At 43.9% G+C, this 21813-nt stretch carries 23 protein-coding genes; 21 read left to right on the plus strand and 2 right to left on the minus strand.

The features are described from left to right. Positions 1-127 precede the first annotated feature (127 nt). The 15 genes from phnC (at position 128) to L4D20_RS01610 (ending at position 13070) form a co-directional block, all read left to right on the plus strand. Positions 128-967, plus strand: a complete 840-nt coding sequence (gene phnC / locus L4D20_RS01540) for a phosphonate ABC transporter ATP-binding protein (protein WP_428799800.1) — start codon at positions 128-130, stop codon at positions 965-967. A 52-nt stretch (positions 968-1019) separates the two neighbouring features. Beyond that, positions 1020-1943, plus strand: coding sequence for a phosphonate ABC transporter substrate-binding protein (gene phnD / locus L4D20_RS01545; RefSeq protein WP_428799801.1), 924 nt, complete (start codon positions 1020-1022; stop codon positions 1941-1943). 79 nt (positions 1944-2022) lie between these two features. Beyond that, positions 2023-2898: a phosphonate ABC transporter, permease protein PhnE gene (phnE, locus tag L4D20_RS01550; RefSeq protein WP_428799802.1), complete on the plus strand. Its 876-nt coding sequence runs from the start codon at positions 2023-2025 to the stop codon at positions 2896-2898. Beyond that, positions 2895-3761, plus strand: coding sequence for a phosphonate ABC transporter, permease protein PhnE (gene phnE, locus L4D20_RS01555; protein WP_428799803.1), 867 nt, complete (start codon positions 2895-2897; stop codon positions 3759-3761). The genes phnE (L4D20_RS01550) and phnE (L4D20_RS01555) overlap by 4 nt, the downstream gene beginning before the upstream one ends. 558 nt (positions 3762-4319) lie before the next feature. Continuing rightward, entirely contained in the window at positions 4320-5015 is a 696-nt protein-coding gene (gene phnF, locus L4D20_RS01560; protein WP_428799804.1) for a phosphonate metabolism transcriptional regulator PhnF, read from the plus strand. Then, positions 5016-5462: a phosphonate C-P lyase system protein PhnG gene (phnG, locus tag L4D20_RS01565; RefSeq protein WP_428799805.1), complete on the plus strand. Its 447-nt coding sequence runs from the start codon at positions 5016-5018 to the stop codon at positions 5460-5462. Positions 5463-5581: 119 nt separating this feature from the next. After that, positions 5582-6202, plus strand: coding sequence for a phosphonate C-P lyase system protein PhnH (gene phnH, locus L4D20_RS01570; RefSeq protein WP_428799806.1), 621 nt, complete (start codon positions 5582-5584; stop codon positions 6200-6202). After that, a complete protein-coding gene (locus L4D20_RS01575; RefSeq protein ID WP_428799807.1) occupies positions 6187-7299 on the plus strand; it encodes a carbon-phosphorus lyase complex subunit in 1113 nt (370 codons plus the stop codon). The genes phnH and L4D20_RS01575 overlap by 16 nt, the downstream gene beginning before the upstream one ends. After that, the gene (locus tag L4D20_RS01580; protein ID WP_428799808.1) at positions 7296-8222 is read left to right on the plus strand and encodes an alpha-D-ribose 1-methylphosphonate 5-phosphate C-P-lyase PhnJ; all 927 of its coding nucleotides are present in this window, start codon (positions 7296-7298) and stop codon (positions 8220-8222) included. Before L4D20_RS01575 ends, L4D20_RS01580 begins: the two co-directional genes overlap by 4 nt. Next, entirely contained in the window at positions 8219-9031 is an 813-nt protein-coding gene (phnK, locus tag L4D20_RS01585; protein ID WP_428799809.1) for a phosphonate C-P lyase system protein PhnK, read from the plus strand. The genes L4D20_RS01580 and phnK overlap by 4 nt, the downstream gene beginning before the upstream one ends. Positions 9032-9090: 59 nt before the next feature. Next, positions 9091-9822, plus strand: coding sequence for a phosphonate C-P lyase system protein PhnL (phnL, locus tag L4D20_RS01590; protein WP_428800733.1), 732 nt, complete (start codon positions 9091-9093; stop codon positions 9820-9822). Between the two features lie 12 nt (positions 9823-9834). Then, complete coding sequence (gene phnM / locus L4D20_RS01595) at positions 9835-10968, plus strand: alpha-D-ribose 1-methylphosphonate 5-triphosphate diphosphatase (protein ID WP_428799810.1); 1134 nt, start codon at positions 9835-9837, stop codon at positions 10966-10968. A gap of 2 nt (positions 10969-10970) precedes the next feature. After that, a complete protein-coding gene (gene phnN / locus L4D20_RS01600) occupies positions 10971-11663 on the plus strand; it encodes a ribose 1,5-bisphosphokinase (RefSeq protein ID WP_428799811.1) in 693 nt (230 codons plus the stop codon). A 1-nt stretch (position 11664) separates the two neighbouring features. Then, a complete protein-coding gene (gene phnP / locus L4D20_RS01605) occupies positions 11665-12429 on the plus strand; it encodes a phosphonate metabolism protein PhnP (protein ID WP_428799812.1) in 765 nt (254 codons plus the stop codon). Further along, positions 12426-13070, plus strand: a complete 645-nt coding sequence (locus L4D20_RS01610; RefSeq protein WP_428799813.1) for a DapH/DapD/GlmU-related protein — start codon at positions 12426-12428, stop codon at positions 13068-13070. Before phnP ends, L4D20_RS01610 begins: the two co-directional genes overlap by 4 nt. Before the next feature lie 116 nt (positions 13071-13186). Here the strand turns inward: L4D20_RS01610 and L4D20_RS01615 are convergent, their stop codons facing one another. Further along, the gene (locus L4D20_RS01615; protein ID WP_428799814.1) at positions 13187-14050 is read right to left on the minus strand and encodes a MurR/RpiR family transcriptional regulator; all 864 of its coding nucleotides are present in this window, start codon (positions 14048-14050) and stop codon (positions 13187-13189) included. Positions 14051-14129: 79 nt separating this feature from the next. Next, on the minus strand, positions 14130-15383 hold the full coding sequence (locus tag L4D20_RS01620) for an amino acid deaminase (protein WP_428799815.1): 1254 nt from the start codon (positions 15381-15383) through the stop codon (positions 14130-14132). A 196-nt stretch (positions 15384-15579) separates the two neighbouring features. On the opposite strand from L4D20_RS01620, the gene L4D20_RS01625 reads away from it, so the two are divergent. From L4D20_RS01625 to L4D20_RS01650, 6 genes are all read left to right on the plus strand, one after another. Further along, positions 15580-17016: an N-acyl-D-amino-acid deacylase family protein gene (locus L4D20_RS01625; RefSeq protein WP_428799816.1), complete on the plus strand. Its 1437-nt coding sequence runs from the start codon at positions 15580-15582 to the stop codon at positions 17014-17016. A 66-nt stretch (positions 17017-17082) separates the two neighbouring features. Beyond that, positions 17083-17475: a RidA family protein gene (locus L4D20_RS01630; RefSeq protein WP_428799817.1), complete on the plus strand. Its 393-nt coding sequence runs from the start codon at positions 17083-17085 to the stop codon at positions 17473-17475. Between the two features lie 190 nt (positions 17476-17665). Next, the gene (locus L4D20_RS01635; RefSeq protein ID WP_428799818.1) at positions 17666-19183 is read left to right on the plus strand and encodes a sodium:solute symporter family protein; all 1518 of its coding nucleotides are present in this window, start codon (positions 17666-17668) and stop codon (positions 19181-19183) included. A 73-nt stretch (positions 19184-19256) separates the two neighbouring features. Further along, on the plus strand, positions 19257-20210 hold the full coding sequence (locus L4D20_RS01640) for a sugar kinase (protein WP_428799819.1): 954 nt from the start codon (positions 19257-19259) through the stop codon (positions 20208-20210). An 89-nt stretch (positions 20211-20299) separates the two neighbouring features. After that, positions 20300-20929: a bifunctional 4-hydroxy-2-oxoglutarate aldolase/2-dehydro-3-deoxy-phosphogluconate aldolase gene (locus tag L4D20_RS01645; protein WP_428799820.1), complete on the plus strand. Its 630-nt coding sequence runs from the start codon at positions 20300-20302 to the stop codon at positions 20927-20929. Between the two features lie 174 nt (positions 20930-21103). Next, the gene (locus tag L4D20_RS01650) at positions 21104-21811 is read left to right on the plus strand and encodes an oligogalacturonate-specific porin KdgM family protein (RefSeq protein ID WP_428799821.1); all 708 of its coding nucleotides are present in this window, start codon (positions 21104-21106) and stop codon (positions 21809-21811) included. The last annotated feature ends 2 nt before the right edge of the window (positions 21812-21813 follow it).

Genomic DNA, 21813 nt, shown 5'->3' on the forward strand with positions numbered 1-21813 from the left:
AATGGGGCCAGCCCCTTTATTTGTCGATGCCTTTAATTCATAAATTGGTCATAAAAACATCGAAAATACGTCAAATAACTGCGTTGTAATACCGTTCAATTTGTAAATAGTTACTTGGAGAATGGGTATGGCAATGAGCGCCCCTGAGTTGTCGATTGTCTCAGACAGCTTTGAGCAGTTACAGCAAGATTTTGGTCGAAAGGTTTTAGAGGTTGAGAATCTTTCTAAGTCTTATCAAGAAGGAAAGGTCGTATTAGACGGCGTGAGCTTTGAACTGCGAGCTGGTGAGCTTGTCGCGATTGTTGGGCGATCTGGTGCAGGTAAATCGACGTTACTTCATACACTAAATGGCACTATTCCAGCAACGGATGGCAGTATTTTCAATGTTCATCGTGATCAAACCGTCGATAACGTATTAAGCATGAACCGTAAAGGACTGCGCGAGTGGCGTACTCATTGCGGTATGATCTTCCAAGACTTCTGCTTAGTTCCACGCTTAGACGTCATCTCAAACGTTTTGCTCGGACGTCTTAGTAATACCTCAACCTTAAAATCGCTATTGAAAATATTCAGTGACAAAGATCGAGCTCAGGCTATTCAACTATTAAAGTGGCTCAACATGTTGCCATATGCATTGCAGCGCGCTGAAAACCTCTCCGGTGGTCAGCAACAACGCGTCGCGATCTGCCGAGCGATGATGCAGAACCCTAAGATCCTTTTAGCCGATGAACCTGTAGCCTCTCTTGATCCGAAAAACACTATTCGCATTATGGAAGCATTGCAGAAAGTCAGTAACGACGGAGTTGCTGTCATGGTGAACCTCCACTCAATCGAATTAGTTCAACAGTACTGCACTCGCGTTATTGGCCTTGCAAAGGGGCAAGTTATTTACGACGGACACCCTTCTGGACTCGATGAGCAAGTGTTACATCGCCTCTATGGTGACGAGATCGACCAAATCCACTAATTATTTAATCAATCCGATATAGACAATCAGACATTACATTTAAGGACAAAAAATGAACAAGCTTCTATCAGTTGGTATTGCAGTGGCGTCAGCGCTAACTTTTAACGTAAATGCAGCAGCGCCAACCGAAATTAACCTTGGTATTTTAGGTGGACAGAACGCGGCTGACCAAATTGGGGATAACCAGTGCGTCGCCGAATTCATAAAAGCAGAGCTTGATGTAAAGACAAACATTCGTAACTCGACGGATTACAACGCCGTCATTCAGGGGCTCCTTGGGGATAAAATAGATTTGGTGATTAATATGTCACCTAAATCGTATGCTGAAATATATCTAAATGATCCTACAGCGGTTGATCTAGTCGGTATTACGGTCGATAACACCGATAATTCTCGTGGATACCACTCGGTTATATTGGTAAAAGAAGAGAGTGAATACCAATCAATTAGTGACCTGAAAAACACGACATTTTCATTTGCCGATCCAAACTCAACGTCTGGTTACTTGATTCCAAATAACCAACTAGAGCAGACGCTAGGTGGCAATATGGATAATAAATACAATGGCTTCTTTGATTCAGTGAATTTCTCTGGTGGTCACGAGCAAGACATTGTCGGTGTTCTTAACGGTCAGTTTGACGCTGCAGTTACTTGGACGTCGATGGTAGGAAAAAAAGAAGAGGGCTACAGTGCTGGAGCATTAACTCGCTTTGTCGAGCATGAGCCTGATTTGATGAAGAAAATCCGTATCATTTGGGAATCACCACTTATTGCCAACGGCCCAACCATCGTTAGTAACCGACTAGACCCTGACTTCAAAAATAGCCTTGTTGCTACGGTTAAAAAGTTAGCGAGCGAAGAAAATGAATGTTTTAGTAAAGCCGCTGGTGGTTCACTTCACCTAGCAGAAACAAGCGTTGCTGAGTACCAGTCAATTATTGATTTGGTCAAAGCGACTAAGTTTGCTCACCGCTAAACTCTTTCTTATCGCCAAAACCTTTCTCTAAATAAGTTGGCTGTCTTTCAGCCAACTTAATACTTGTACGGTCTCATACATGAAATTTGAACAATATTATCAGCAGGTAAGTCGTAAGAAAAAAACGGACGCTTTGATGTGGTCTTCGGTTTTTATGTTGCTCTATCTGCTCTCTGGGCATTACGCCGAATTCAGTTTATTTACCATTATTAATAATGCCCCTGCGTTGTTTGATTATATCTACGATACGCTGCCAAACCTCTCTTGGGATGTCTTGTTTTCTGGCAGAGATGAAAATGGTAGGGCGGTACCCGGCTCTTTAATCTATTGGGGTTACAGGTTACACATTCAAATCCCTCTTCTTTGGGAAACCATCAATGTAGCCATTGCAGCAACGCTAGTCTCTTCTGTCATCGCCATCGTACTAGCATTTTTGGCCGCTACAAACGGCTATGCCCCGACATCGGTTCGAGTGGGTGTTCGCTCGTTTGTGGCGTTCTTACGTACAATGCCTGAATTGGCATGGGCGGTTATGTTTGTAATGGCTTATGGGGTTGGTACTTTCCCCGGATTTGTTGCGCTCACGCTGCATACAATAGGCAGTTTGACCAAACTATTCTACGAATCGATTGAGACGATCTCAGATAAACCAGTGAGTGGTTTGACGGCTTGTGGTGCAACCCCGATTCAGCGGCTAAGGTTTGCGTTTTGGCCTCAGATAAAGCCAACCGTTTTATCGTATGTGTTCTTGCGTTTTGAGATTAATTTTCGTTCGTCGACCATTCTTGGTTTAGTCGGAGCGGGCGGCATCGGTCAAGAGTTGATGACCAATATCAGTTTAGGTCGACATGACCAAGTCAGTATTACACTACTCTTGATTATCTTGGTGGTCGCGCTGATCGACACCACTTCCGGTGCGCTTAGAAAGAAAGTGATCAGTGGGGATGTAAAATGACGCAACTGACTTTAGATCAAATCAAACTCGACAATAAGGCTATCTTTGCTAAACAAAGACGTTACCTAACATGGGTATCGTTAGCCGTAATGGCGGTCGTAATTTACTACATTCTATTTTTCGGTTTTTTCGGTGTTTCCTCAAAACAGTTTGAGTTGGGCAATACCAAAATCATGAGTTATTTTTTACATATGTTTGTTTGGCGAGACTTCTTTGATTGGCCATTTGGATATTATTTTAAACAGATTGGTATCACCTTAGCTATTGTGTTTGGTGGCACACTCACAGCATCTTTGGTTGCACTTCCGCTCTCATTTTTTGCAGCAAGAAATGTGATGACTGGGCCTTGGGGAATCGTGGCAATCGCAATGCGGCGTGTATTTGATGTGCTACGCGGCGTTGATATGGCAATCTGGGGGATGATTTTTGTTCGTGCAGTCGGTCTTGGTCCATTAGCGGGTGTGATGGCTGTATTTGTCCAAGACTTGGGGCTGTTTGGCAAATTGTACGCAGAAAGCCATGAAGCTGCAGACAAAAAACCGTCTCGTGGGTTAACGGCTGTCGGGGCAAATAATCTCCAAAAGCATCGATTTGGTATTTTTACTCAGTCTTTTCCTACGTTTTTAGCGTTGAGCTTGTATCAGCTTGAATCAAACACGCGTTCAGCTGCAGTACTTGGTTTCGTTGGGGCTGGTGGTATCGGTTTAGTCTATGCCGAAAATATGCGTTTATGGAATTGGGACGTGGTGACGTTTATCACGCTTGTTCTGGTTGTCATCATTATGGCTTTTGACAAAGTCTCCAGCATTCTGAGAAATAAATACATAGTGGGTGAAAATATCCCATTGTATGAAAAGCGTTAGATCTTTAATGTGAATATAGTTGGCCTATTTCTGGGCCAACTTATTTTACATTCTGTATTCCCCCCAAACGACTCTTTAATTATTACCTTCCCTAGACTATTTCCTGAAATAGATTCCTTTCTGATTTTTAATACCTAATGCCTAATACCTAGCGATATATAAATTCTAGATGGTTTTATGAAAAGAGAGCGTATGACTAGAAAAGTCGTGAGCGATTATTAGGTTCATTCGCCTTCTAAAAATTGACGTTATCAAGTGCAAATATCATCACATTACAATGAATAGAGTGCCTATATAAGTTACGCGTTTACTTTGTTATATCTCGATTTTTCATTTAAATAACAACGGTTTGATGTTGTCTAGATAAGTTGCGTGTCTAGTGTGTCTATCTTTATTTTGTAAACTTTTCGACACCAAACGTTCATCTTTACACGTCAAAGTGTTCCTACACCCCAAAACGCCAAACGGAATTAAAGGTTTACTAATTATGCCAAAAATAATTTCGTGGTTTATTCCCACTTGTCTAGATAAGTGACGTTGGAATTGAGTGAGAACACTATGCCAGTCTATTTACAAATAGCCTCTCAGTTAGAGCAAGAAGTAAAGATTACCTTTATGCCGGGGGACTACCTCCCTTCGGAATCAATATTGGCAAAGCGTTTCGAGGTAAATCGTCACACTGTTCGACGAGCCATTGATGAGCTCGTGAGTGGCGGATTAATTCAGCGTCATCAAGGTAAAGGCAGCATGGTAGTGCGCCAGCCTAGTGAGTATCGAGTTCACTCAGGCGCACACTTTACTAAAAACTTAGTGGAGCTGGGTGAAATGCCTCGTTGTGAAATGCTGAAATCTCGCCTAATCACCGTTCCACCAAAAGTTGCGGGTTACTTGAATATCGAAGAAGGAAGCAAGGTCATCCATATTCGTACCTTTCGTAAAACCAACGATACCCCTAGAACCATCATTGATCACTACCTGCCTGATTTAACGTGGTGGCCAGTGCTCAAAAACTTCACTAACGGCTCGTTACACCAATTCATTAAAAGAGGGCTGGGAATCGAATTAGAGCGAAAAGAGACGCGAGTAGGCGCGAAGATCCCTTCTGGTGAGGAGTGTCGACTACTGCAAATCAACACCGGCACACCGCTGCTAAAAATCAAAACAAAAAACGTAATTAAAGGTACGGCGACGATTGCTGAGTTCTCAAGCTCAAATACTCGCGCTGACGTAACAGAAATAGTAATGGAGCATTAAATGAAAGCTGCAACCAAGCGACAACATTGGATGTCAGTTCTAGCGAAAAGTCAGTATTCAGAACTGAAGGGTCGTTGGGAGGAACTCAATTTGACACCGGATTACGCCATGGTACGCCAACCAGAAATTGGCTTAGCGCAAGTACGTGCACGAATGGGCTCAACTGGGCGTCAATTCAATATTGGTGACACGACGATTACACGTGCTGTCGTGAAGCTCGATTCGGGTGAATTAGGCTACAGCTATTTACAAGGTCGAAATAAATCGCACGCTGAAATTGCGGCTGTTATCGATGCATTAATGCAGATGCCACAACATGAAGAGTCGCTGAGCACACAGCTAATTGAGCCGCTTGCCGCATTGAAAAAGCAACAGCATAGCCTACGAGCTAAGGACGTGGCGTCAAGCAAGGTTGATTTTTTCACTCTTGTACGCGGGGAAGATTAGTGTTCACTAAAAGTGTGAATGCATCAATGTTACGAATTTATATTGGGTTTGATAACGCTATTTAAACACCATCAATCCAGCTGAAAATTAAATAATACGAACAGGTTTAAACAAATTAAATGAGTATGATTTCTCCAGCATTTGAAGATGCAGTCCATGACAGTCAGCAGTGCTTTCGCTTGCTACTTAAAGCGATGTCCGAGCCGGGAACAATCGTAAAGCTCGATAAATGTGATGGCTTTGGCAACATGATGAGCGGAGCGGCACAAGTCTTATTATCGATGGCCGATAACGCAACCCCTGTTTGGCTATCCTCTGCTTTTAGCCAAGACCGAGCAGTCAGTGAAAACATCAAATTTCATGTCAGTGCCCCAATCGTCAATACATTGTCAGAAACTGGCTTTGCTCTCTTTTCACAGCATGATTTATTTGATCAGGAGTGGAGTACGCTGTCGTTCAATCTAGGCAATGAAGAGTACCCAGACACATCAACCACGGTTGTTGTTGAACTTGATAGTTTAACTGAAGGGAATGAAATAGTACTGACTGGGCCGGGTATTGAAAACGAACAGTGCATCGCTATGAAAGGATTACCCAGTGCATTAATTCAATACCTTACGACACGCCAAAACCGATCGGCATTTCCTCTAGGCATCGATTTTATTTTTGTCGCTGGTCAGCAAGTGCTGTGCCTACCAAGAACAACCAAAGTTGAGGTTTCAGTATGTACGTTGCAGTAAAAGGTGGCGAAAAAGCGATTCGCCAAGCGCACCAGCTTCAAGCTAACAAGCGTCGTGGGAATCTAGAACTGCCAGAATTAAGTGTCTCTCAAATCAGTGAGCAGCTATCCGGTTCAGTCGATCGTGTTATGACTGAGGGTGGCATCTATGACAAAGAACTTGCGGCACTTTCAATCAAGCAAGCTGCCGGAGATTTAGTCGAAGCTATCTTTTTATTACGTGCCTATCGCACCACATTGCCTCGTTTAATCACAGCTGATCCAGTCGATACGTCAGCTATGCGGATTGAACGTCGTATTTCGGCCACCTATAAAGAACTTCCGGGTGGTCAGGTATTAGGCCCAACCTATGATTATACCCACCGCTTGCTTGATTTTGCTTTGCTAGCGGAAGGGGGAAGCCCAAGATCAGAGAAGAAGCAAGATACGGCATTACCTGACGAAGAGAATGCATTAGACGTGTGCCCACAAGTGACGAGCATTCTAGAAAATCTCGATATGATGCTCACCGAAGACGATAACCAGCAAGAGCCTGAAGATATCACACTATCACCGGTGAATTATCCCTGCGATCGCAGTGCTCGTCTGCAAAACTTAGTGCGTGGTGATGAAGGCTTCTTACTGGCTCTTGGCTATTCCACTCAGCGTGGCTACGGTCGAAACCATCCGTTTGCCGGTGAAATTCGTTCAGGCTTTGTCGACTTATCGATTACCCCGGAAGAGCTCGGTTTTAGTCTCGACATCGGTGAAATTGAGCTCACTGAGTGTCAGATGGTCAATGGATTTGTTGGTGGTAAAGCCATTAAGCCAAAACTGACGCGTGGCTATGGCTTAACCTTTGGCGCAACAGAGCGCAAAGCGATGTCAGTCGCCCTTGTTGACCGATCATTACAAGCGCCGGAATATGACGAAGCGGTGGATGGCCCAGCTCAAGATGAAGAGTTTGTGCTTTCTCATTCAGATAACGTTGAAGCTGCAGGTTTTGTGTCACATCTAAAACTTCCCCATTACGTTGACTTCCAAGCCGAGCTTGAGTTACTGCGAAAAATGCATAAAGAGCACGATGAGATCACAGCGCAACAAGGAGAGCAGGCATGAGTCATTTAGACGGTAATCAACCGAGTGTAGAAGGTTATAACTACGGCTATTTGGATGAGCAAACAAAGCGAATGATTCGTCGATCCTTATTAAAAGCGGTCGCGATTCCCGGTTATCAAGTCCCTTTTGGTGGGCGTGAAATGCCAATGCCTTATGGATGGGGAACCGGTGGCGTTCAGATCACAGCAGCTATTATTGGCAAGCCAGATACCCTAAAGGTAATTGATCAAGGTGCCGATGACACCACTAATGCCGTGTCTATTCGTGAATTTTTCAAATCGGTAGCGGCGGCAAAAACGACCGAAAAAACGACTCAGGCGAGCATTATCCAAACCCGACACCGTATTCCAGAAGTTGCCCTAAGAGAAGATCAAATATTGGTTTATCAAGTCCCAATCCCTGAGCCATTACGATTTATTGAGCCAAGAGAGACCGAGACACGCAAGATGCATGCGCTGCAAGAATACGGGATCATGCACGTTAAGCTTTATGAAGATATCGCTCGATTTGGCCATATCTCTACGGCGTATGCGTATCCAGTGAGAGTCAACGATCGTTACATTATGGATCCGTCACCTATTCCGAAGTTTGATAACCCTAAAATGGACCACATGCCCGCTTTACAGCTCTTTGGTGCCGGGCGTGAAAAACGTATTTACGCGATTCCACCTTATACAAAAGTGAAAAGCCTCGACTTTGAAGACCATCCCTTTGAAGTACAGAAATGGGATGATCCATGTTCCATTTGTGGATCAACAGACACTTTCCTTGATGAAGTCGTTATGGATGACAAGGGAACCCATTTATTTGTCTGCTCAGATACTGATTATTGCTCAGAGCAGGTACAGAGCGCTGAGGAAAAACAGATGCTTGAGAAGGCTGCTCCCCTACAACCGTCTGAACAGAAGGAGGTCTTCGCATGAGCGTAGTAATGGCAGCCGTTAACGACCAACCGCTACTTACCGTTAATAATCTCACTAAATTGTATGCACCGGGCAAGGGCTTTCAAAACGTTTCCTTTGAGCTGTTCCCAGGAGAAGTCCTCGGCATTGTTGGTGAATCTGGCTCGGGTAAAAGTACCTTGTTGACGTCACTCTCTGGTCGTCAAACCCCAGACAGTGGTGAAGTTCTTTACTTAAAGGGCGATAGCAACACACAAATATCTCAGCTAGAAGATCTTTACTTAATGGCGGAAAGCCAGAGAAGGCAGCTATTACGAACAGAGTGGGGTGTTGTCCATCAGCACCCTATGGATGGTTTACGTAGTCGAGTGTCAGCTGGTGGGAATATTGGTGAGCGCTTGATGGCGGTCGGCGAACGAAATTACGCGAACATCCGTGAGAAATCATCAAAATGGTTAGCGGATGTTGAGATCCCTCACGATCGAATGGACGACATGCCAACCACGTTTTCTGGCGGGATGCAGCAACGTTTGCAGATCGCACGTAACTTGGTCACCCATCCCAAACTCATTTTCATGGATGAACCAACAGGTGGGCTAGATGTGTCGGTGCAAGCGAAGCTACTGGATCTGCTTCGCCGTTTAGTAAATGAGCTTGACCTTGCTGTGGTGATTGTCACTCATGATCTCGCAGTCGCGCGCCTGCTTGCACACCGCTTAATGGTCATGCGACGCAGTGAAGTAGTGGAAAGTGGGTTAACCGACCAAGTACTTGATGATCCGCAGCACCCTTACACCCAGCTATTAGTCTCTTCCGTATTACAGAATTAAGGATGATCAACGTGAATAATTCATTAACGGGCACTAAACAACGAACGCTCAACGCTCAAGTGACAGGCCAAACCAAGCTCCGAGTAACGGACGTGAGTAAAACCTTCGTACTGCACAATCAAAACAGTGTGGAGCTTTCTGTGTTAACTCATGCTTCACTAACGGTTAATTCGGGCGAGTGTGTGGTACTTCATGGCCATTCTGGTTCAGGTAAATCAACACTGCTTCGAGCGCTGTACGCCAATTATTTAGTTGATACCGGTTCTATTGAGGTTGAACATCAAGGCCAATGGATTGATCTCGCCAGTGCAACGCCTCGTGACATTATCAATGTTCGAAAGCACACCATGGGTTGGGTGAGCCAGTTTCTTCGTGTCATTCCACGCATCAGTGCATTAGAGGTAGTGATGCAGCCAATGTTAGAGATGGGCGGGGATTTCATTGAAGCGGAAACACGCGCAAAGAGTCTATTAACACGGCTGAATGTACCGGAACATTTGTGGAACTTGGCGCCGGCAACGTTCTCTGGTGGTGAACAGCAACGGGTTAATATCGCGCGTGGGTTTATTGTTGATTATCCGATTTTATTGCTTGATGAACCAACGGCTTCTCTTGACGCAACAAACAGTGCCGTAGTGGTGAAATTAATTGAAGAAGCCAAGTCTCGGGGTGCGGCAGTCGTGGGTATTTTTCATGATGAGCAGACTCGAGATCTAGTGGCTGATCGTTTATACGATGTAAAAAACAATCAAGATATTGTGACTAACACACTGACCCGCGTTTGCGCTTAGTAGGAACCCAAAATGATTATTACCAATGTCAATCTAGTGCTTAAAGATGAAGTCATTCGTGGTTCGGTGGAGTTACGTGATGGTGTGATTGTGAGTGTGTCAGATACCACCAGTCAGCTGCCAAGCGCGTTTGACGGTGAGAATGGTTACCTTACGCCGGGATTAATTGAACTGCATACCGATAACCTTGAAAAGTACTTTACGCCAAGGCCCAAAGTCGACTGGCCCCCGCTTTCTGCAATGAGCGCCCATGACACCCAGCTGATCGGTTCTGGCATTACAACAGTGTTAGATGCGGTTGCGTTAGGGGATTGTCGTGATGGACATCGTCAGCATAACCTTGATCTGTTTATTAATACCGTCGCTGAGAGTCAAAAACGCGGGCTAACCCGGGCCGAACATCGCTTGCATCTTCGTTGTGAAGTTCCAAATGAGAGTACGGTTAGTTTGTTCCAGCGCTATGCCCATTTACCAGAAGTACAGCTTGTCTCTTTGATGGATCATGCGCCCGGTCAGCGTCAGTTTGTTAATTTAGAAAAGTACCGCACCTATTATCAAGGCAAGTACAATTTAAGCGACGCCGAAATGACCAAGTTTGAATGCGAACAAGTGGCTCTGTCAGAGCGTTGGTCAAAGCCCAATCGTGATGCGATTTGTCAGCAGTGTCGTGATCTGAACATTCCACTGGCAAGTCATGACGATGCAACGGAAGCGCACGTAAATGAATCAAAAGAACTGGGTATGGTCATCGCAGAGTTTCCAACCACAGTCGAAGCGGCGCAACAATCCCACCAGCTTGGGCTCAAAGTGATGATGGGGGCACCAAACGTGGTTCGTGGTGGCTCTCACTCGGGTAATGTGGCAGCGCATCAACTCGCTTCACTTGGCGTGCTTGATATTCTCTCTTCAGACTACTATCCAGCCAGTTTACTTGATGCAATTTTTAAGCTGTCAGAGGATGATCGCAACACCTTAAATCTTGCTCAAGCGGTTCAATTGGCAACCCGTAATCCGGCACAATCACTAGGCTTAGATGACAGAGGGGTGATAGCAGAAGGAAAACGTGCGGATCTGGTGCTGTCGCATACGGCAGATGATCATCATTTAGTCTCTCGTGTTTGGCGTGAAGGGAAGAAGGTGTTTTAGTCATGTCTCAACATGTTATTTCAGACCCTACTTTGGAACATACTGAAGAACCTATTGCACACGATCATCTTTGCTCCGGTTATGAGTTAGTCGCTGAAAGTGAAAATAAAGGGCTCGTTTATTACGTCATTGGGCCATCCGGTTGTGGTAAAGACTCTCTGATCACGGCGATTAGGAAAGCTTTTGTTGATGATGTTGTGATAGCACATCGCTATATAACTCGCCCCGCAGATGCGGGGGGAGAAAACCATATCGAGCTAACAGACACTGAGTTCAATACTCGTTATTCACGAGATATGTTCGCAATGAACTGGGAAGCACATGGTCTTCGTTATGGGATTGGTCAAGAAGTTCACTATTGGAATGATCTTGGGTTGAATGTCGTAGTAAATGGTTCTAGAGCTTACCTTGAGGTCGCAAAAGAGTTGTTTGGCGAGCGATTGATCCCGGTTGTTATTCATGTCGAGCTTGGGGTTTTGGAGGCTCGTTTAATAGGCCGGGGAAGAGAAACCGGTGAGCAGATAGCTGAACGATTGAAAAGAGCCAATGACTATCGCGTTACTGATAGTGCAGAAGTTTTTTACATCGACAATAGTGGCACCATTGAGCAGAGCCTAGTGCAGTTTTCACGACTAAAAAGTGAAAGGGAAAATGAACTGAAAACAAACGCTCTAACCGCTACATCGGAGAAATAACGTGAAACTGACGCTTATTGGCACAGGCAACAGCGCAACGATTCCCGTTTATGGATGTGATTGCTCTGTTTGCAGCAAGGCCACGAAAGATCCGAAGTTGAGAAGAGAGAAAGCGTCGGCGTATATCGAGCATCAAGGGAAAACCTTGTTGCTTGATGCCAATGCGCCAGACTTAATGCAGCGGTTTCCAAGGGGAAGCATCGATGCGATCTTACTGACTCATTACCACATCGATCATGTACATAGCTTGTTTGATCTCCGTTGGGGAGTCGGTGAGTGTATCAAAGTGATTTCACCGGATGATCCTCTTGGGTGTGATGATCTGTACAAACATCCGGGGATTCTCGACTTTTCCACTCGTTCTCAGCCATTTCAATCATTTGAATGGCAAGGTATCACAGTGACCCCGCTGCCACTCATTCATTCAAAAATATGCACCGGCTTTTACTTTGAATGGCAAGACCAATGTATCGCGTATTTAACCGACACGATTGGGCTACCAGAGCCAACATTACAATGGTTACAAAAGCGAAAGATAGATTGGATGATCATAGATTGTAATCACCCACCCATTGAGTGCGAAGAGCAGAGGGCCAAAGCGAACCACAATGATTTTAATCATGTCTTGGCAATCGAAGAAGTGGTCAAACCTAAGCATGTTGGTCTGACTCATTTAAGCCATCGCATGGTTGAGTGGGCCGAAAATAACCCTCAATATTTTTCCAATTATCGACGCCTGCTTAACGATGGCGAGGAGATAAAATGACGACTCAACCCCTTTCTCAAGTGTTAACTTCAGAGCCGAATATCGACAAGAGTAGCAAGTTACATGACGTGGTATTGGGTCGATGGACTGAAATTGCCGAACGCTGCATTTTGAATAATGTTTCGGTTGGAGATTACAGCTACATTCAAAACGACTGCAATTTGATGTTCGCAGAAGTCGGAAAATTCACTTCTATTGCTTCATCGGTCCGAGTCAACCCTAGTAATCATCCTTGGTGGCGTCCAACGCTGCACCATTTTACTTATCGCCCTGGAAAATTTGGCTTTGGCTCAGAAGCTGAAACTTTAGATGAAGAGGTCTTTTCGTGGCGTGAAGAAGATAAAGTGATCATCGGGCACGATGTTTGGATAGGGCACGGTGCGATTATTTTACCGGGAATTACCGTTGGCAATGGCGCCATTGTTGGCGCGGGAAGTGTTGTTACTAAAAACGTTCCTGCGTATTCGATCGTCGTGGGAAACCCTGCAAAGGTACTGCGCCCAAGGTTTGAAGATACTAGTTACGCAGCCCGATTAGACAAATTGGCTTGGTGGGATTGGAGTGATGAAAAGATCGCTCAAACTCTTCCTTTGTTTCAAAAAGATTGTGGTGAGTTCCTGGCGTCTGTTGAACCCGTGTAATTTGTGGAATGAAAAAAGCCACTGCCTGTCGTTCGATTAAGAACGGTGGGAACAGTGGCTTTATAGTTTTGCCGATTATAATAGATTAGCCGCTTATAATCGTTGAGCCAGCTATATTAATCGCCGAGTGGCTGACGCTCTAAGCCGCCTCGGTGAGAGTCTAACGCCATCTTAAGTCGTCTTAGTTTGTCTCTAGAACTACGTTTATGAGCGACGGCTAACTCAAGAGATATCACATCCACCAAAGCTAACATCGCATAGCGAGAAGCGGAGGGTTTATAGATGAAGTCCGTCTCGTCGTGTTGAATCGGCAGAACCAGATCAGCGCTTTGGGCAAGGGGTGTATTTACGGGCGTAATCGCAATCACCTTCATGCCGTACTTCTTGATAAGTTGGGCCGTTTCCACCAAAACAGGCGTATAACCGGTCGCAGAAATGATCACAAACACATCATTCTTATCTGCGGTTGCAGCAACCATTTGAGCCAGCATGCCATCGTTGTAAGCAACAACGGCGTAGCCAAATCGGAATAGACGGTGTTGCAGCTCTTGAGAGGCGATGGTTGAACCGCCACCCATGCCAATCGATACAATCTGTCTGGCTTCGTGGAGCCAAGTAATCGCTGTCTCAATATCTTGCTCATTGATTAAGCTTCGATTGATGTCCAATGACTGCTTTATTGATTCATAGACACCTTGGTAACCCGTTTGATCGGGCGGCTCCAAGATAAATCGCTGGCCAATAGTAAGAGACTGCGCCAACTTGAACTTCATATCTCGCACGTTGCTGCAACCAATCGCCTTAGCAAAGCGGGTGATCGTTGCTTCGCTAACCTGTGCATTTTCTGCTAGCTCAGTAATGCTCGCATTGGCGGCGAGATTAATGTCGTCCATGATCAGTTTAGCTACTTTTTTCTCGGCGTCACGCAGTGCACTAAAACGCTCGGTGATCTGAGAAACAATATCTACTTCAAGAGTCAAAATTACCGTCCTTCTATTTGATATCTTGCTGTAGATATCGTTCTTTGATGTTTATATCAGTATTGGTAAAACATGCCAATTAAAAGCAAGTTTCAACCCAGTGAGTGACCATAAATTCATCATCACAAACTGCAATATGACGCCATTTATCAAAGGTTAAGCAAGGGTGGGAAGTCGAGAAGGCAATCATGTCACCCACTTGAATATCGTTCTCAGCGTCAACTTCAATGAAGGTGTGCTGGTCCATCACGTCAGTTGAAGTGATACCGGCCACTGAAATTGGTTTTCCGTTACTGTAGCCACGCTCTGCGATAGGTAAACCCGCATCAAAAGCCACATCGCGTTTTCCCATACCGACGATCGCTTTCGTTGGCTCTGGTCTTGAAATGACATACGCCCAAATCTCTAATGAAGATTCAAGATCGCCACCGAGTTCGCAAGCGTAACCATTGTTCGCTTGAGCGCGGTTCATCACTTTGCTTTGCGCATCGAGATAGATCCCCGTGTCATGAATGGCATAGCAGCCCGGGCGAATGATCGCGGTCGCGTGGGTTAGGTTTGAAAAACACTCAGCAACGACGTCATACCATGCGGAACCTGCCCCCGTGATAATTGGCTTCTCACTGATTAAGTTGTCATTTGACAGTGTTTGAACCAACGCGAGTGTGTCGTTTAAAAACTCACGAATCAGCTGCTCTTGGTTTGGGCCTTGAATAACGCCCTCATAGACTTCGATACCCGCTAACTTTAATGATGACATTCCTTGCATAGTGTCAGCGAGTTCTAGTAATTCTTCTCCGCTACGGCAGCCACAGCGCCCACCTTGTACGCCACGTTCTAATAGAACATTAAGCGTATGGTTAGTTTGAGCAAAGAAGCTATCCAGTTGATCGAGGTTGATCATCGAATCGGCGCAGCAATAGAATTCAACATCAAACTGTTCAATCAAATTCGCAACGAGCGCCATGTTTGCTTTACCAACAAGCTGGTTGGCCATGATGATGTTCTTTGCACCCGCTAATGCGGCTACCTCTGCTTGAATAGGGGTAGCAACTGTGACCCCCCAAGCGCCATTTTCTAATTGCTGCTGAATAAAATCTGGCGTCATTGAGGTTTTACTGTGTGGTGCAAGCTGAACATGATGGTGATCAGCAAAGCGTTGCATCCATTGTAGATTATTCTGCAGTGACGACTGTTTTACCACGGCAGCAGGTAGCGAAATATCTTCGTTAATAAGGCTGTATTGGACTTGCTCTTCTAGCGTTGCTGCACGGCCTTTTTCTCCTAGCGCATTCAGTCCAAGTAGGTCTTTCTGATAGTTTCTATCATTCATTGTTGTTGTTTCTCCGGCGTTTAAAGTAAACTAACATACGTTAAGTTATTGTTTTTCTGTATTTATTGGCTTTTATATTGCCATCTATGTTAGAAAGTATCAAACATTACCTTTGTTTTTGTGTGTGTTATCACTGAATTAATTCGGGGGAATTATTAAGATAGCTACAGTAGAAATGAGGCTTAAGAGAGTAGACATGTTATTCGATACCATCATAAAAAATATAGAGGTGTTCGATGGCTCTGGTGAAGAGGCATTTTTCGCCGATGTTGCAATCCGCGATAACCGTATCGAAAAGATAGGTAAACTCGATTTGGAAGAGTGCAGTCATGTCATTGAAGGTCATGGCCTTGCATTAGCACCGGGTTTTATTGATGTTCATACTCATGATGATACTAACGTTATTCGTTACCCTGAGTGCTTACCAAAGATTAGCCAAGGTGTAACGACCGTTATCGTGGGAAATTGTGGCATTAGTGCTTCACCTGCGGTATTGGAAACCGCGCCACCAGATCCAATGAACCTGCTTGGCGAGCAAAAAGATTTTAAATACCCTTCGTTTATCGCGTATGCGGAAGCGGTGGAGAAAGCAAAACCCGCAGTCAATGTTGCAGCGTTAGTTGGCCACACTACCTTACGAAACCAAGTAATGGACCGCTTAGACAGAACCGCTACTGACGGTGAAATAGCGCAGATGCAATCGTCGTTAACCAAAGCGATGGAGCAAGGTGCATTAGGTTTAAGTTCTGGTCTTGCTTATGCGAGTGCTAAACAAGCCACGGCAAATGAAGTTATGCAGTTGTCTGAGGTTTTAGCCGAACATGGTGGTATCTACACGACTCACATGCGTACTGAATTTGAAGAAATTATCAGTGCGATGGACGAAGCGTTCGAAACCGGAAAACACGCTCGCGTACCTGTTGTTATCTCACACCTAAAATGTGCGGGCGCAGGTAACTGGGGTAGAACGGTAGAGGTGATTGATCACTTAGAAACCGCGTCAAAGCATCAAGATGTTTCGTGTGATTGTTACCCGTATTCAGCGAGCTCATCAACATTAGATTTGAAGCAGGTTACTGATGAAATTGATATTTTCATTACATGGTCTGAAACCTTGCCACAATATGCGGGCAAGATGCTTAAAGATATTGCTGCTGATATGGAGTTGCCATTAATCGATGCAGCGAAAGCGTTGCAACCTGCGGGTGCTGTTTATCACTGCATGGATGAAAATGATGTGAAGCGTGTATTGAAATACAAACTCACAATGGTTGGCTCTGATGGTCTTCCTAATGATCCTCATCCGCACCCTCGTCTGTGGGGAACTTTCCCTAAAGTACTAGGGCACTACTGTCGAGATGAAAAACTATTTTGCATGTCGGAAGCCATTCACAAAATGACAGGGCTATCGGCGAAACGTTACAACTTAGCGCAACGTGGAATTATTAAAGAGGGAGCTTATGCTGATTTGGTTATATTTAATCCAAATACGGTTAAAGATACCGCAACTTTTGAAAATCCTATATCAGCTTCACAGGGTATAGAATATGTTTTTGTAAATGGTGAGCTGTCATATTATAAAGGGGCAGTGCAGAGCAAACGGTCTGGTGTATTTATATTTAATAACAATTAAACAAATACATATCCAATATTAATTTAACAATGAATAATCTTTGATTATTTTAACTGGAGTAGAAAAATGTCAATTAAACGTTATGGTGTAGAAGGCGGTACTGGTACTGGTGGTCAACATTTACCATTTGCAAGAGCAACTGAAGCTGCTGGTTTCTTGTATGTATCAGGTCAAACACCAATGACAGATGGCGAAGTAGTTGAGGGCGGCATTGTTGACCAATCTCGCCTAGCAATTCAAAACTGCGTAGATATTATGACTGAGTGTGGGTATGAGCTTGAAGATGTAATGCACGTTAAAGTAGTGCTGACGGATTCTCGTTACTTCCAATCTTTCAACAAAGTATTTAAAGAATTTTTTGGAGCAAACCCTCCTGCTCGTATCTGTATGGTTTGTGATTTAGTTGTTGATGTGAAAGTTGAAGTTGACGTTACTTGTTACCGCAAAGACCGTGCATAATAAGTAATAGATAAAGATCCAATATAGATATTAGGTGTCAATACAATAATATAAGAAATTGTAAATGTTGCGCCTAATATCTAATTCCCTACAAATATAATCGAAAAGAAATATTAAATATAAAGTTATTGTTGATTATATTACTCAATAAATAAACGAATGATAAATTCGTATATTGGAGATCTGCACAATGGATAGTTCGTTATTTCTTACATGTTTTGGCCTGTATGTCTGTTTTCTTATTTGGTTAGGTTGGTTCGTGTCTCGAAACCAAAAATCAGGTGAAGACTTTTTACTTGGTGGGCGTGGCCTACCTATGTTCTTAGTACTAGGTACTACTGTTGCAACCATGGTCGGTACTGGCTCAAGTATGGGCGCTGTTGGTTTTGGTTACGCAAACGGTTGGGCGGGTGCTTTATACGGCATCGGTGGTGCAATCGGTATTTTATTACTCGCGCTTTGGTTTGCTCCAGTTCGTAAGCTCAACTTCATGACCATGAGTGAAGAGCTTGCGTATTATGTTGGCGCGAACAAGATCGTTAAAAACGTTGTTGGCCTACTTATCTTCATCGCTTCTATCGGTTGGTTAGGTGCTCACATTCTAGGTGGTGGTATGTACCTAGCGTGGATTGCTGATATTGACCTTAATCTAGCAAAAATCATTATCGCAGCAGCATTTACGATTTATGTAGTGATTGGTGGTTACACAGCCGTAGTATGGACAGATACGATTCAAGCAGTCATCCTTTTTGCAGGTTTCATTTTAATGGCTGTTATGTCGGTGGATTACATCGGTGGTTTAGACAATCTTTACGCAGCGATGGACCCAGCGGCAACAAGTTTCTTAGCGATTGAAAAACTAGGCATCATCCCAGCAGTATCACTGGCTGTGGTTATCGGTGTCGGTGTACTAGCAACGCCTTCATTCCGTCAGCGTATTTACTCGGGTAAAGACGTATCAACTATTCGTCGCTCGTTTGTTGCTTCAGGTATTCTTTACCTATTCTTCTCAATCATTCCTGCAATCATCGGTATGGCTGCGCATGCGATTGACCCTACGCTTGATAACCCGAACTTCTCATTCCCTTACATCGCAGCCACTATTTTACCTGTCGGTGTTGGCATGATTGTTCTAATTGCCGGTCTATCTGCAACAATGTCTAGTGCAAGTTCAGACGCAATTGCTGGTGTTTCAATCTTACTTCGTGATGTCTACGTGATGTTTACTGGTCGAGTGCCGAACAAAGAGTCAATGTTGAACTACTCTCGCTTAGCGTTGGTTGTTGTTATCGGCTTCGCACTAATATTCGCTCTAACATCTAACGATATCATTGGCTACATCACTAAGATGATTTCAACAGTTATGTCTGGCATGTTTGTTTGTGGAATGTTGGGTAAATTCTGGAGCCGTTATAACTGGCAAGGTGCTATTGCAACATTAGCGGGTGCTTCAATCGCTTCATTCACAGTAATGCTAAGCTCTGACTTCACGGCTTTCTGGGGTAACCCTGTAATCCCGTCTTGCTTAACGGCTCTAACTGCTGGTGTGATTGTTAGTTTGCTAACGCCTGCGAACGAAGTAACACCTGAAATGGCAAAAGCTATTCTAGATGATGAACGTGCACTAATGGAGATGAGCACATCTGATAAAGGGCAACTTGATAAAGATGACGCATCATCAAACCGCCCAGCCGTTCAAAATAGCTAATAACTATTAATATTGAGGCTCGATTCAGAGCCTCATACTCCCTTCAATAAAGCGAATAAGAATAAGGTTCAAAATGGTTAATCAGACGACATCAAATCAACTTAAAATCGCCTTTTTTGGTGAGTGTATGGTCGAACTAAGTGGTTCACCGATTCGCAAAGCTTTTGGTGGCGATACGTTAAACACTGCACTTTATCTTTCTCGCCTTACGGCTAATCAAGCGGTATCAGTATCGTACGCAACAGGGTTAGGGGTTGATGAGTTATCAAAAGAGATGATTCAACAATGGCAACAAGAAGGCATTGATACCAACCTTGTGACTCAGTTTGAAGACAAACTACCAGGCTTATATATGGTAGAGGTTGACGATACTGGCGAGCGTCAATTTCTTTACTGGCGCGATAATGCTGCGGTGAAATCATACTTTAGCGGTCAGCAAGTTAGCGCTCTAGAAACAGAAATGCAGACTAAGAGCATCGATGTGATTTACCTGAGTGGCATTAGCTTTGCTATTTTGGATATCGTATCTCGTCAGCATCTTCTGACTCTTATTGAACAGTTTGCTCAACGCGGTGGCAAGGTGGTTTTTGACAATAATTACAGACCTCAACTTTGGTCGGTTACTGATGCAAAGTATTGGTACGGTAAGTTACTTCCATTTGTTGATATTGCACTAATCACTGAAGATGACGACGTGTTGGTTTGGGGTGAAGAAGAGAGTGTAGAACAGCGCTGTTTGCGTCTTGGTTGCAAAGAGATTGTTATTAAGCGCGGCTGCGAACCATGTAAGTTAGTACTTAATAACACTGATGACCTTGCTGAGCATTATGTATCTGCTGAGAAAGTAACAAACGTAGTGGATACCTGCGCTGCAGGTGACTCTTTTGCAGCAGGCTATCTAGCAGCAAGACTGACGGGTAGCAGTGCTATTGAATCAGCAGAGCTAGGTCATAAAATGGCGTCGATTGTAATTCAACATCCCGGAGCCATTATTCCTAACTCAGCAATGGAAGCTTTAGTCAAATAAAAAGACGAGCTAATAAAAAGACTGGTTAAGTAAGCGTTATCTCATCCGTTTCAATGTAAGCATGATAATAAAAAATAAGTGGTAAATTTATGTCTCAAGAAATGATCAATCAACTTAAGCAATACAAAGTGATCCCTGTTATTCAAATCAACAAGGTTGAACACGCTGTTCCGCTAGCGAAAGTACTGGTGGAAAATGGTTTACCCGTAGCTGAAGTGACATTTAGAACCGATGCAGCAGCCGAAGCTATTCGTCAAATGCGTGAAGCGTACCCTGAAATGTGTATCGGAGCGGGTACTGTATTAAATGCTCAACAAGTTGATCAAGCAAAAGAGGCGGGATCAGAGTTTGTGGTTTCTCCTGGTCTAAACCCGAATACTGTTCGTTACTGCCAAGAAGTAAACATGCCTATCGTACCAGGTGTAAATAACCCAAGCCAAGTAGAACAAGCGCTAGAGCTAGGTCTTAACTTCTTGAAGTTCTTCCCAGCAGAAGCTTCTGGCGGCATCAGTATGGTGAAGTCTTTGCTTGCACCTTACGTTGACGTTAGCTTTATGCCAACGGGTGGCATTGGTAAGAATAACGTCAATGATTACCTTGGTATTGACCGCATTGTTTGTTGTGGTGGTACGTGGATGGTTTCTCCTGCGTTGATTGAAAGTGAACAGTGGGATGAGATCGGTCGTTTGGTCCGTGAAGCGGTTGAACTCGTAAAGTAACACTCTAAAACCCCATCTGCCGTATTAGTTAATTATTCATATTAATACGGCACTAAATATAAATACTAAAAATGTACTTTGAAGAGTAGGGATACTCACATCATAAAGAATGGATTCTACGGTATTTAAATAATTACCCCCAATTAATAATAATGATTATATAAGTAGTGAATCATGAATAAAATATTACCTGTTTCTTTATTAGTACTTCTTCCAATTACAGCAACTGCTGGTGGTTATGTTGATCTTCGTACCGAGCACCGTACTACAACGGATCAATATAACAGCCGTTTTATTATCGGTAACCACTTTGACAACGGCTACGGATTAGAAACGTTAACGAATATTCGTCACGCAGCGGGTGCATACGATGAGACCCGAGTAATCAATACTGAGTTTACTCACTATTACACTCATGCAATCAACGATAATTTTATGCTGAATCCAGGTTTGGTGATGAACTTTCAAGGCTCCAACACTTTTTTAATGCCTTACCTAAAGCTGAATTATAACTTTGATAACGGTTTGTTTGTACACGGTCGCTACCGTTACGACTTCTCGACGGAAGCGTTAGAGAATGATTACGGTAATGAAGAGACAGCTAAGCGTCACCGTTATGATATCTGGACAGGATACAACACAGACAGCTACCAAATCTCTTACGCATTTACTTACTTTGATCAGATTACTCACCACACCAATGAGCTGGCGACTGGTGATCTTCATGCACGCGAGCACACAGTAAAAGCGGTCTATAAATGGAAATCAAACATCCGTCCGTATGCTGAAGTTGTCGATGCCGATACGATTGCTTCAAATGATCCAGATATCAACGGCAAAACCGATTGGCGCTTCCGTTTAGGTGTGAATTTCTCTTTCTAAAT

This window comes from Vibrio kyushuensis (genome assembly GCF_050337325.1).
Lineage (GTDB): Bacteria > Pseudomonadota > Gammaproteobacteria > Enterobacterales > Vibrionaceae > Vibrio > Vibrio kyushuensis.